Genomic DNA, 12835 nt, shown 5'->3' with positions numbered 1-12835 from the left:
TTGTTCAAAATCACATGCCGAATGGTGGGGCAGCATCGGTTGGTATACCAATGGCATATAAGTTTCAGTCAATGAAGCGCCTTGGCAGCGCGCTTTCGGTCAAGATACGTGTTCTTTCTCTCAGCATCATCACTGCAATCGGCCTGATCACGATCGGGGCGGTCTTTTGGTGGAGCGAGGTGGAAATTGAACGGTCCTTTACAAAACTGGACGAAAGCGCGGTTTTGGCCAGGGTGGTGAGCGACCTGTCACAAGAGGCAGGGGCCATGCGCTATATCGAGAAGGGCTATCTCGCTGTTCCCAGTGAAACCGCCTACCGCGAGTTTAATGAAACCCTGAACAAAGCGATGTCATTTCTCAGCGACGTGGCGCAGCAACCGGTGGCCCTTTCCCTGACCGCGGAAATCTCTGACGTACGTGATACGCTTGAGGGAACGAGTGGCGCATTCGAGATGCTCGATACCGTTCAACGGGATATCGGTTACGATTCTGAGACGGGCCTGCGTGGTTTGCTGGGAGATACGGCCGGAGCGGTGAAAGCGCGTCTCAAGAAGGAAATGAACTTCGGAGGCGGACCGGATTTCGAGAAGCTGGCGCGGGCAATTCTTGAAGTTCAGCTTGCCGAGAAGGAATTCACGCTCAGCCAGACCGATGTGTCACTTGGCAATTTCGAAGTTGCTTTCGGGCGTTTCGAGCGACTTTTGGGCAAGGCCTATATCCCCAACGAGATCAAGACCGACATATCGGGGAAGATGGCGCAGTATCGTGAGGCTTTTGACCGCTACACCGAACTGACGGCGGACAAGACAAAACATGTCGAGCTGGTCGAAAACCTGTTTGATCTTGTCCCGCCCCATCTTGCCGCCCTGAATGAAGCCGCGCGCACCGCAGAGCAGCAGGCATGGACGTCCCTTGAACAGGTGCGCCGCCTTTCGATGATTGTTATTGGCGGTGTCGGCGGAGTGCTTCTGGTCGGGTTGACCGGGCTGGCGGTACTGATCGGACAGTCGATTGCGGTTCCGCTGGGCCGTCTCCAGAGTGCGATGGAGGCGCTTGCGGGAGGGCAAACCGACGTCGACTTGCCGTCTTCCAATGGCTCGGACGAAATCTCCCGGATGGTTCGAACGGTCAACGTGTTTCGCGACAATGCGATCGAGCGGGCGGAACTTGCCGAAGCGCAGGAACGAGAAAACCTTGAGCGTGATAAGCGGGTTACCCGGCTTGAGGCGATCATTTCGGAGTTCGAGGCGACGGTTTCGGCAGCACTTGGCAGCCTCGACCAATCCACAGATGAACTGGTCCAGACCTCGCGGGCGGTTGAAACGGCCTCCAATGATGTGAGTTCCGAAGCTGATCAGGCGGCGAACTCCGTTCGCATTGCTGCGGAAAACGTCACCACGGCGGCCAGTGCAACGGAAGAGCTGGCAGCTTCCATTGCCGAGATCTCCGCGCAGGCCGGCAAGTCTACGGAAGTGGCGCAGCAGGCCGTGTCCAGCGCGAGTGGGACATTCGAGACCATGCAAAACCTGTCGCAGGCCGCTGACCGGATTGGCGAAGTCATGGGTCTCATTCGCGATATTGCCAATCAGACGAACCTTCTCGCGCTCAACGCGACGATTGAGGCAGCGCGCGCCGGTGAAGCGGGCAAGGGCTTTGCCGTCGTGGCCTCGGAGGTCAAGCAACTGGCCGAACAAACTTCGCGGGCAACCGGCGATATTGCCGTCCAGGTGGAAGCGATCCAGAATTCGTCCGGAAACGCGGTTGAGGCGATCGAGGATGTCAGCAACATTATCACGGAAATGGAAACCCTTGCTTCGGCAGTTGCCGATGCCGTGGAACAACAGGATGCGGCGGTGCGCTCGATTGCGGAAAATGTCAGCCACGCCTCCGACCGGTCCGACGATGGCGCGCAACGCATGACCGCCGTGGGGTCGGCTGCCAATCACGCGCGCGCCACGGGGGACGAGGTCGAGCGCCTTGCCATGTCGCTTGCCGAACAGGGGGCATTGCTTCGGCAGGAGATTTCGAGTTTCCTGGAAGGCGTTCGGGCGGCCTGACGCACCTTTGCGGGGCTTGCATTGGCAAATCCAAGTGCCGGGATTCCAGTCGACTAGCGGCGCTTTGCTTGTCTGGCGGCGTTTGCAAAGACGTGCTACGGCTTGCGGCTCTGACGGAATGACCCAGGAACAGGAACGGCGCGAACATGCAGGAAACGGTGGTGGTGATCGGTGGCGGTCAGGCAGGGGCGCAAGTTGCCCAGTCCCTTCGGCAAGGCGGGTTTGAAGGGCCAATCCGCCTGATCGGAGACGAGCCGCATCCGCCCTATCAAAGGCCGCCCCTGTCAAAAAAGTTCCTTGCTGGCGAAATCGGTCCCGAGGGACTGTGGCTGCGCCCACCCGCGTTCTACACCACCCAGAACATCGATCTTATTCCCGATACGCGCGTGGTTTCGATTGATCGTGGCGCGAAGCGCCTGAAACTAGAAAATGGCGACACGCTCGATTATGGCCGTCTGGTTCTGGCAACAGGCACACAGGCGCGGCGTATTGCGCTTCCCGGCCATGATCTGGATGGTGTCGTAACTCTGCGCGGAATTGCCGACGTTGATCATATCCGCAGCCTGTTCGATCGGCATCAGAAGCTGGTCATTGTCGGAGGCGGATATATCGGGCTCGAAGTGGCGGCCGTGGCGCGGGAACTCGGCAAGGATGTCTCCGTGGTTGAAGCGCAAGACCGCGTTATGAAACGGGTCGTATCGCCGATTATTTCGGAATTCTACACAGACCTCCACCGCGAAAAGGGCGTGGTGCTGCATCTTGATACCGGGATCGAAGCGATAGAGGGAAGGGATGCCGTTGAAGGTGTCCGGTTGTCGAATGGGGAAACGATCCCGGCCGACCTCGTGCTGATCGCTGTCGGGGCGGTTCCCAACGATCATCTGGCAGAAGAGGCCGGGCTTGATGCTGACGACGGCATCCTGGTCGATGGTGCCGGTCAAACCAGTGACGAGAGCATTTATGCGGCCGGTGATTGCACGCGCTTCCATTCGAGCCGGTATGGCCGGTCTATCCGAATGGAGAGCGTCCAGAACGCAATTGATCAGGCAAAGGCAGTGGCCCAGTCCATCATGGGGCAGGAAGTGGACTATGACCCGTTGCCCTGGTTCTGGTCCGATCAATACCACGTCAAGCTTCAGATTGCCGGGTTGTCGGAAGGTTATGATGACACGGTGGTCGCAGGTGACCTGAAAACGGCCAAGTTTTATGTTGCCTATCTCCGGGACGGGAACCTCATCGCGGTCGACAGCATCAATTCGCCCCGGTCGCACATGATGGCCCGCCGCGTGATTGGCGAGCCATGGCGCCCGGATCTGCTGCCGGACGCCTGAAGTTCTTCGCCCGGGTTTCTAGCCTGTTAATCCGGCGTTTTGCCGGATCAGGCGGACGACTTCCTTCGGGATTTCCAGATGAGGCATATGCCCGACCCCTTCAAAGATATGGGTCGCGACAACGCCGGGTAATTTGTGTGCCTGGCGGGTGGGAAGGACACGGTCCTGTGTGCCCCAGATGACCTTGACAGGCATCGGCAACCCGGCAAGATCTTGCCGGGGAAGCGTTTTCTGAACGGTGCCGTCGACAATCTCCTCGACAATCGCTTGCAGTGTCGCGACCGCGCCCGGCTTCAGGCGTGCCTCCACAGCGGTCTTGGCGAGAAACTTCGGCAATTTGAATTCCCAACCGAAAAACTGTTCGAGAAGCATTTCCATTTCGGTGAGGTCTGTCGCGGCCGCATAGCGGCGCAGAAGCTTGTGATTGATCTCCGCGCCAAAGCCGCCCGGTGCGAGCAGGGTCAGGCTCTTGATCCGCTCCGGTTCCCGGAGCGCTGCCAGTGCGGCCACCGCGCCGCCCATGGAATGGCCAACCAGATGCACCCCGCCCAAATCGAGCTCCTCAAGGGATTGCAGGACTGCCTTCGCGGCGACACCCGCATTTCCGACGACCGGCCAGTCAAGCGCGTCTCCATGCCCCGGAAGATCGAAAGCAACCGACCTGAGGGAGGGCGCAAGCGCCGTCTGCAGGTTGACCCATGTCTGCCGGTCTCCGCCAAAACCGTGCAGGAACACAACTGTTGCATGGCTTTCGCCGCCAGCTCCTTCCTGTTCCTTGAAAGGCAGATGTCGAGGCGGGGTCGGGCGAAGGTCAGTCATGCGGGAATCCAGATTGGTCTCGGAAGTGAGAAACGAGGGGCGGAGCGGGTTTCGGTTTGACGAAGCGAGCGAATATTTGCCAGCCTTATCACGCTTGCCGCTGCAATATGAAGGGCCGCGTTCCCGCTCGGCACCGTTTGGCACGTGCTTGCCATGGCTGATCCGTGCGCGGGGTCATTGGGCGCCGGGTTGCGGTAGCAGAGCATAAACTGCTGTCTTGCCGCTGAAACCGGACAGTTCGAAATCACCAACCGGTCTGGACCGGTCCGGGATCAATTCGGCAATTTCGGAGGTCATCAACGTGTCGCAACCGATGGTCTTGGTGAGGGCCTCCAGGCGGGCGGCGGCATGAACCGTTTGACCGATCACCGAAAAGGTGAGCCTTTCAGCGACCCCGATGTTTCCGAACATCACTTCGCCGACCGAAAGCGCTGTCCCGGCCTTCAGTTGCAGTCCGTTGTTGCTGGACCGGTTGACTGCTTCGATTCGGTCGCGCATGGCATCTGCTGCCAGAATGGCCTTTCTGACGGCCTCCGCATAACCGTTCTCCCGGATCGGGAAGATGCCGAGAACCGCATCGCCGATGAAATCAAGGACTTCACCGTCATTTTCCAGAACCGGTGCGGCGGTTGCCTGAAAGAAGGTGTTCAACCAGGAAAGATAGCGTTCGGGGCCCAGAACTTCGGCAATCGACGTGGACTGGCGCATGTCGCAATAGACGATCACGGCACGAATAAGTTCACCATCTCCGTGACGGATCTGGCCATTGAGAACCCGGTTGCCGGCCCATTTACCGAGATAGGTCTCGGCGATGGTGCGCGTGATCCCTTCTTCGACGTTTGCGCGCGCTGACAGCGCCAGCCTTTTTTGAATGTACTCTATTGCATACAGCTGATCGTCCGTGAAGCCACCGGTTTGACGGGTTGCCCAACTCACCAAGATCCCGGTGTCGTCGCGTTGCTCGTCGATGCTCGGCATGCGAAATGCGGTCGCGAGCACGAGGTAGTCTGTGTAGCCTTCGTCGGCGAGTTGCTGGCAAAGTTCGAAGTCGTAGCCCGAGTTGGATTTGTCGAGGCGCCGCCGCAGCCGTTTTTCCTGATTGATCAGAACCGCACGCATGGGGCTGTTCAGCCAGTCGTCTGTGTCCTCGTCCTCATGCGCAAATTGCTCGTGCTCCAGGCCGTCTGTCGCGGTCCAGAACGCAATTTCGGCCTCTATGAGCGGGTGCAGTGTTGCCCATCCCAGCAATGCGCGCTCTACAGGCACCTGGCAATGCCGCAGGCGTTCGCACATTTCGGCAAACATTTCAGGGATCGGCCGGGAGGACAGGGCCTCTCCGATCAACCAGTCCTCAAGCTCATCGATTTCCTGCATGTTCACCATGGCGCGAAGTCTAGCCGAAACTGACCTCGACGCCATCGTTTGGGTAGTAAATTCGCTTTATTTCCGTACCGGTGTTTTTTGCTCCACCGGCTGTTTCGCAACAGAACCGGGCGGGATGATCAGCCAGTTCACCTTTACCGGCGGAATAAGGCCCCAGCCGCCATAGGGCACGTCAATCGACCCCTCGCGCTTGGCATCGGGGTAGAAAACCAGAAGCTCATCCAGGGGCGTTTCACGATCACCGCGCCAGACGATCATCAGGCCCTTGCGCTGAACATCTTCGAGATCGATCCACGGGCTCAAAGTGACATCATGCAGGTAAAACATTGACGGGCGTTCGGACGCGTGGATGGTGACATTGGCCGCCGACCACATGTCTCCGGCGACATAGGGGAGATCGGTTCCGGCCTGCCGCTTCCAGATCCCGGCCAGTGCATCGGCCACTTCCTTGCCGGGATAGTGCATCCGCGTCTGCTTGTCTTTCCATTGTGGTTCGAGTGCCGCTTGTGCAACGACCACAAGCAAGAATACCGCTTGAACGGCCAAGGCGATGCGCAAAGCGGCATGCTGGTGCCGGAAGGAGCCCGGTATCTTGAGGAAATAGACCGCAAGGATCCCGGAGAGTACAAACATGGGAGTGCCCCACATGTGCTCGAATTCGTTTCCGGTGATCAGTCCGGCCAGAAGAACGACGCCGAGAGGCACAAATGCGAACCACAACAGGAAAGTCCTGTCGTTCTTGTTGTCCGCGCTATCCGTCCCGATCCGTGGACCCATGCGCCTGAGGCCAGCGAGACCGAGACCTGCGATCACAACAACGAACAAGGTTGCGTGATTGCCGAGCTGGGCGCCGAGAAACTCGAGCGGCTTGATGACGTGGTCCAAAAGGTCTGATGCCGGTTTGCTGCGGCTTGCCGCGTATTGCAGCGTCAGGAAATCCGTCTTGAGCAGCCACCAGCCATGCGAGATCAGCAAGACAAGACATGTCAGGGCTGCCAACCATGGACCCGGCGTTAACAGTTTGCGCCGGGCGTGAGCAAAAACCAGTGTATAGAGGCCGATTGCACCGATCAGAAGCAGGACGAAGTATTTTGTGTAGAGTCCGAACGCTGCGACGGCGCCCAGCAAGATCCAGTTCAGGAGATTACCGCGTTCAATTCCCCGGTGGAACAGCAGGATCATCCATGCCCAGACCGGGATCTGCAGGATGTTCGGATTGAATTCGGGCAGTGGAAGCGTGAAGTAGAATGTGATGCTTGTCAGCACAATCGCCCAGAACGCTCCTTCAGGCGGAATGCTGTTTCGGCGGGCGAGTTTCCAGATTGCCAGATAGCCGAGCCCGGCACTGATCGCGCTGAGCCAGTAGCCCCCGAAAGTATGGCCGCCGGTGAGCCAGTAGGAGGCTTCCAGTAGCCAGGCCTGCATCGGCGGGTGTTTGGTATATCCCAGCGCCATCTCGCGGCCCCAGGCATATCCTTCGACCACATCCAGAGGAGGGTTGGGAAACAGGAGGGTCGGAACAAGCGCCCAAAGCAGGCAGACCAGCGTCACATATACGAAGGCACCTTGGCTGGCGCTGAGCTTTTTAATCATGTGTGTCTTTGGAATGGTTGGCGAAGGCCCACAAACGGGCACCGAGGAAAGTCAGGCCCGGAATGATCGCGATGGAAAGCAGGATGCCAAGGACATCAGGCCACGGTGTCAGTTCAAGCCAGGCGGCCAGAACAATGGAATTCAGCAGGAAACCGGTCAGGGCAAGCACGAGGAACCGGCGCATGCGCCGGGCACCGTCGCCGTTGTTGCGCATATGGCCAAAGCTCCAGAAATGATGACCGGAAAAGGAGACGCAAAAGGCGAGAACGAAACCGGCGATATTGGCCGGAAAAGCCTCAAGTGCTCCGGCCTCTAGAAGAGCGACAGCCGTTGATGCATGTACACCGGTGGCGGCGGCTCCCACCACTGCAAAGCGGCCTGCCGTGCCAGCCTCGGCTTTGAGCAATTGGCGCATGCCGGCCGGGCGGTCCCGAAAAATTCGCGTCACGTTTCTGTCCCGGTGTTTTTGCCCGGCACCTTGCCTTCGATCACATCCTGAAGGAGATAGACCGGACGTTGTTTGGCCTCGTTGAAAAGACGCGACACGTATTCGCCGATCATGCCGATCGATAAAAGCTGGATCCCGGAGAAAAACAGGAGCGTGACCATCAAGGACGTGTAACCGGGAACATCGATTCCGGTGAAGAACACACGCAACACCAGATAAAGCGCGTAGGCAAAGGCGATGCCGGAGAGCAGGGCCCCGCCGTAAAACCAGATACGCAGCGGCATGGTTGTGAACCCGGTCAGCCCGTCTATGGCGAAATTCCAGAGCTTCCAGTAATTCCATTTGCCGTTTCCGGCACGGCGTGCAGGACGCTCGTAGGGAAGTGCCATGGCTGGAAACCCGACCCAGGCAAACAGGCCTTTCATGAACCGGTTGCGTTCCGGAAGTTGCAGAAGTGCGTCTACGACGGCGCGGTCAAGCAGGCGAAAGTCACCGGCATTCGGCGGCATCTCGATATTGGCAAGCTTGTTGAACAACCGATAGAACATGCGCGCGGTGGAGCGCTTCATCAGCGTGTCCGAGGACCGGTCCACCCTGAGGCCGTAAACGACGTCATAACCCGCGCGCCACCCGTCGATCATCTGGGGGATGAGTGAGGGCGGGTCCTGCAGGTCGACGTCCACGATGATCACGATATCGCCGTGCGCATGGTCCAGTCCGGCAGACATTGCAGCTTCCTTGCCGAAGTTTCTGGACAGTCCGAGCAAGCGGGCGGGTAGCCCTTCGGCGATCTGCTGTTCAAGTACATCGGCTGTCGCGTCCCGGCTGCCATCGTCGATGAAGACATACTCGTAGTCGAGCCCGGTTTGCTCCAGAATCTCTCCGGTTTCCTTGAGAAAATGCGGGATCACTTCCGCTTCGTTGTAGACCGGAACAATGACGCTGAGCAGCGGGGTTTCAGGCCGCTTCTCGGACCTGCGGGTCAGATAGATCTTGCTCTCGATATGCGTGCTCATTCTCGGCGACCGGTCTTCGGTTTCTGTGGGCGGCAAACTGCCGGAAAACACCAAAAAAGGCCAGCCCTTGCGGGCCAGCCTCGTTTTTCATGACTTTTCAGATGGCAACGTCAGTTCAGAGCGCCATGGCAATGCTTGTATTTCCTGCCAGATCCGCACGGACATGCTTCGTTTCGGCCAACCTTGCCCCAGGTCGACGGATCGTTGGGATCGCGCGCGACGGCGGGCTGATGCGCGAGCATCTGGTCGGCGAGTTCCATTTCATCGACACCGGTTGTCGCATCAATGTGATGGCCATGCATTTCCGGCAACTCCGGAGCCTGTTGCAAAGGTGGTGCCTGATCCTGAACAAGTTCCACGCGCAAGAGCTGAGATGTCGTGGTTTCACGCAGCTGAGTGAGCATGCCCTCAAACAGTGTGAAGGCCTCGGTCTTGTACTCCTGAAGCGGATCGCGCTGTGCGTAGCCACGGAAACCGATCACCGACCGCAGATGGTCCAGGTTGGCCAGATGTTCACGCCACAGGTTGTCGAGGGTCTGGAGAAGAAGCATCTTTTCCAGTTGGCGCACAATGTCCGGGCCGTATTTTGCCACTTTTTGCGCCATTGCCTCGTCTGCTGCGCGGCGTAGCCGGTCTTTCACTTCCTCGTCGGCAATGCCTTCCTCTTCCGCCCAGTCCTTGACCGGAAGATCGAGGTTCAGTGTTTCGCGAACACTTTCCTGAAGACCGTCCGTGTCCCACTGCTCGGGATAGGCCTTTTCCGGGATGTGACGGGCGACGAGATCCTCGACCACATCATGGCGCATGTCGGCGACGGTTTCCTGAAGGTGTTCCCCATCCATCAGTTCGATGCGCTGTTCGAAGACCACCTTGCGCTGGTCGTTCATGACATTGTCGAACTTCAAGAGGTTCTTGCGGATGTCGAAGTTGCGCGACTCGACTTTCTGCTGGGCTTTTTCAAGCGCCCGGTTGATCCACGGGTGGATGATGGCTTCACCCTCTTCCAGACCGAGTTTCTGCAGCATGGAATCCATCCGCTCCGATCCGAAGATGCGCATCAGGTCGTCCTGCAAGGACAGGAAGAACTTGGAATGGCCCGGGTCGCCCTGGCGTCCCGAGCGGCCGCGAAGCTGATTGTCGATCCGGCGGCTTTCGTGCCGTTCGGTGCCGATCACATACAACCCGCCAGCGCCGAGGCCTTGCTTCTTCCGCTCCTCGACAAGATCCTTGATCTCCTGCTCGCGGCGTGTGCGCTCGTCGCCCTCGGGCATGTCGCCAAGTTCCAGGGCGATCTGCATGTCCGCATTGCCGCCGAGCTGAATGTCGGTACCGCGGCCAGCCATGTTTGTTGCAATCGTCACCGCACCCGGCAATCCGGCCTGTGCGACGATCGAGGCTTCCTGCTCGTGATAACGGGCATTCAGCACCGTGAAGACCTTGGCCTTGCCGCCGTCTTTCATGTGAGCGGACGCGATTGCGGCCGGCTCCGACACATCGATCTGGGTGTAACCGTGCTTTTTCAGAAGCCCGGCGAGATACTCGGATTTCTCAATGGACGTGGTGCCGACCAGAACCGGCTGGCCCCGTTCCTTGCAGTCATCGATCAGCTTGACGATGGCGGCGTATTTTTCCTCGAACGTGCGGTAGACCTCATCGTCATCGTCAATTCTCGAGACCGGAAGGTTTGTCGGGATTTCAATGACTTCAAGACCGTAAATGTCCATGAACTCATCCGCTTCGGTCGACGCCGTCCCGGTCATGCCGGCCAGCTTGTCATACATGCGGAAATAGTTCTGGAACGTGATCGACGCGAGGGTCTGGTTTTCCGGCTGGATGCGAACCTTTTCACGCGCTTCCAGAGCCTGGTGCAGCCCTTCTGAGAAGCGGCGGCCCGGCATCATGCGGCCGGTGAATTCGTCGATGATCACGACCTCGCCATTGCGGACAATGTAGTCCTTGTCGCGCTGGAACAGCTTGTGGGCCTTCAGGGCCTGCTGAAGGTGATGGACAACGGCGACGTTTTCCACGTCATAAAGGGATTCACCCTTCAGCAAATCGGCTTCGGAGAGCAATTGCTCCAGACGCTCGTTGCCTGCCTCGGTAAATGTCGCCGAGCGCTGCTTTTCGTCCAGCTCGAAATCTTCTTCGGTCAGAAGCGGAATAAAGGCATCGACGGTGTTGTAAAATTCGGACCGGTCTTCCAGCGGCCCGGAAATGATAAGCGGCGTCCGGGCTTCGTCGATCAGGATGGAATCGACTTCGTCGACGATGGCAAAAGCATGTTCGCGCTGTGTCATGGACTGGCGGTCATGCTTCATATTGTCGCGAAGATAGTCGAAACCGAACTCGTTGTTGGTCCCATAAGTCACGTCAGCGGCATAGGCTGCGCGGCGCTCATCATCCGTCAATCCGTGCGTGATGCAGCCGACCGTCAGCCCGAGGAAACGGTAAACCTGACCCATCCAGTCGCTGTCACGCTGGGCAAGATAGTCGTTGACGGTCACGACGTGAACGCCGCGGCCTGTCAGGGCGTTCAGATAGACCGGTGCGGTTCCGACCAGTGTCTTGCCCTCACCGGTACGCATTTCCGCGATGCGGCCCTCATAGAGCACCAAACCGCCAATGAGCTGCACATCATAGTGGCGCTGGCCAAGGGCGCGCTTTGCAGCTTCGCGAACGGTTGCGAATGCCGGCGCGATCAGATCGTCAAGTTTCGCCCCGTTCTTGAGCTGTTCGCGAAACTCGGCTGTCCGGGCTCTCAACTGGTCGTCGGTCAGACCCTGAAGCTCTGGTTCAAGGGCGTTGATTTTCTCAACTTGGGCCCGGTAGCTTTTGACCTTACGGTCGTTGGATGATCCAAAAATCTTACGTGCTAAAGCGCCAAGGCCGGCCATGTGGCGGTCCTTTCCTATCGGGAAGCGGCCAGCTAGCTGAATGGCGCCTGCCCATGAAATCGTCTCAATTGCTGTCCACGTTCCCCGCATGGCGGGCTGCCATGCAAGCGATCGAGGCAAAGGTCCTGTCCCGGCCCATGCCGGAGACGCTCGACAGATAAGAGGGTGCAGAATGCTTGTCAACGCTGCCCTAATACGCAAAGTTGCGGCGCCGGCAACGCCCCGGCCCGGTTGGGTTCGGTCAATCAGCCCGCGTTGAAAGTGAAGTCAGTTCCGATTTGTAAAAGGACACCATATGTTCGGAATTTCTCTGCGCCGGCCGAGCCGGTTGCTCGCCGTCACTGCGCTTGCCGCTTCGCTCGGCGCTGTTTCCTTCGGGAGCAGCGCGCTCCGAGCCGCAGAACCTGATGACGTCCTCGCAAAAGTCGGTGACCAGGAAATCACCGAGGCGGATATTGCATTTGCAGCCCAGGACTTCGGCTCGGAACTCCAGCGTTTCCCGCCGTCGCAATGGCGTCCGATCCTGCTGGATGTGATGGTCGACATGGAATTGCTCGCGGAAGCTGCGCGCCGTGACGGCATTGATCAGGATCCCGATTTCCAGAAGCAGATCGACTTCCTGACCCTGAGGGCGCTTCGGAACGCCTATCTGGCGCAGAAGATTGATGGCGGGATTTCGGATGAAGACCTGCAGGCGGCCTATGACGAACAGTTTGCCGGATACGAAGGCGAAGAAGAACTGAACGCCCGTCATATCCTGCTCAAGGACAAGGCTGAAGCTGAAGCTGTCATCGAGGAACTCAAGGGTGGCGCGGATTTCGCAGAACTGGCGCGTGAAAAGTCGACCGGCCCGTCGGGCCCGAATGGCGGCGATCTCGGGTATTTCGCCCGTGGACAGATGGTTCAGCCGTTTGAAGAAGCCGTCTTTGCGCTCGAGCCCGGTGCATTCAGCGAAGAACCGGTCGAGACCCAATTCGGTTGGCATGTCATCAAGCTGGAAGACAAGCGCCGCCAGCCCAAACCGGGTTTTGAAGATGTGAAGGCTGATCTGCGGACCCAGCTGGTGCGCGAACGCTATGAAGCGGAAATGGAAGCGCTCAAGGCCGATATCGATGTCGAGATCCTTGATGAGGCTCTTGCAAAGGCAGCTTCTGAAACGCCGGAAGCTGCGGAGCAGGAAGCCGCGCAATAAGTACAGGGGGACCTCCCTGTTTGAAATCGCCCCGGCCGCTGTTTTTAGCGGCCGGGTTTTTTCATGATTTCCGTCGATACCGCTGCGCGGATCAGAATTGCA

The 12835-nt window shown here is 58.5% G+C and carries 9 protein-coding genes; 3 read left to right on the top strand and 6 right to left on the bottom strand.

What is annotated here, in order from left to right:
- Nucleotides 1-50 precede the first annotated feature (50 nt).
- Entirely contained in the window at nt 51-2057 is a 2007-nt protein-coding gene (locus E1297_RS25030; protein ID WP_155143224.1) for a methyl-accepting chemotaxis protein, read from the top strand.
- A 146-nt stretch (nt 2058-2203) separates the two neighbouring features.
- Nucleotides 2204-3388 (top strand): NAD(P)/FAD-dependent oxidoreductase, encoded by a 1185-nt coding sequence (locus E1297_RS25025; RefSeq protein WP_155143223.1) that lies wholly within the window; start codon nt 2204-2206, stop codon nt 3386-3388.
- Nucleotides 3389-3406: 18 nt separating this feature from the next.
- On the opposite strand, the gene E1297_RS25020 is transcribed toward E1297_RS25025, so the two are convergent.
- The 6 genes from E1297_RS25020 to secA all read right to left on the bottom strand — a co-directional run bounded on the left by E1297_RS25020 (nt 3407) and on the right by secA (nt 11541).
- On the bottom strand, nt 3407-4207 hold the full coding sequence (locus E1297_RS25020) for an alpha/beta fold hydrolase (RefSeq protein ID WP_155143222.1): 801 nt from the start codon (nt 4205-4207) through the stop codon (nt 3407-3409).
- 174 nt (nt 4208-4381) lie between these two features.
- Nucleotides 4382-5590, bottom strand: a complete 1209-nt coding sequence (locus E1297_RS25015; RefSeq protein WP_155143221.1) for an adenylate/guanylate cyclase domain-containing protein — start codon at nt 5588-5590, stop codon at nt 4382-4384.
- 57 nt (nt 5591-5647) lie between these two features.
- Nucleotides 5648-7183, bottom strand: a complete 1536-nt coding sequence (locus E1297_RS25010; protein ID WP_155143220.1) for a glycosyltransferase family 39 protein — start codon at nt 7181-7183, stop codon at nt 5648-5650.
- Entirely contained in the window at nt 7176-7631 is a 456-nt protein-coding gene (locus E1297_RS25005) for a GtrA family protein (protein WP_209015976.1), read from the bottom strand. The genes E1297_RS25010 and E1297_RS25005 overlap by 8 nt, the downstream gene beginning before the upstream one ends.
- Nucleotides 7628-8647, bottom strand: a complete 1020-nt coding sequence (locus E1297_RS25000; RefSeq protein WP_155143219.1) for a glycosyltransferase family 2 protein — start codon at nt 8645-8647, stop codon at nt 7628-7630. The genes E1297_RS25005 and E1297_RS25000 overlap by 4 nt, the downstream gene beginning before the upstream one ends.
- Before the next feature lie 110 nt (nt 8648-8757).
- Entirely contained in the window at nt 8758-11541 is a 2784-nt protein-coding gene (secA, locus tag E1297_RS24995; RefSeq protein ID WP_155143218.1) for a preprotein translocase subunit SecA, read from the bottom strand.
- 295 nt (nt 11542-11836) lie between these two features.
- Between secA and E1297_RS24990 the strand changes: the two genes are divergently transcribed.
- Entirely contained in the window at nt 11837-12733 is an 897-nt protein-coding gene (locus E1297_RS24990) for a peptidylprolyl isomerase (protein WP_155143217.1), read from the top strand.
- The last annotated feature ends 102 nt before the right edge of the window (nt 12734-12835 follow it).

The sequence above is a fragment of the Roseibium sp. RKSG952 genome, assembly GCF_009711355.1.
Note: the sequence above shows the minus strand (reverse complement) of the source record. Positions and strands in the feature narration are given on the sequence as shown.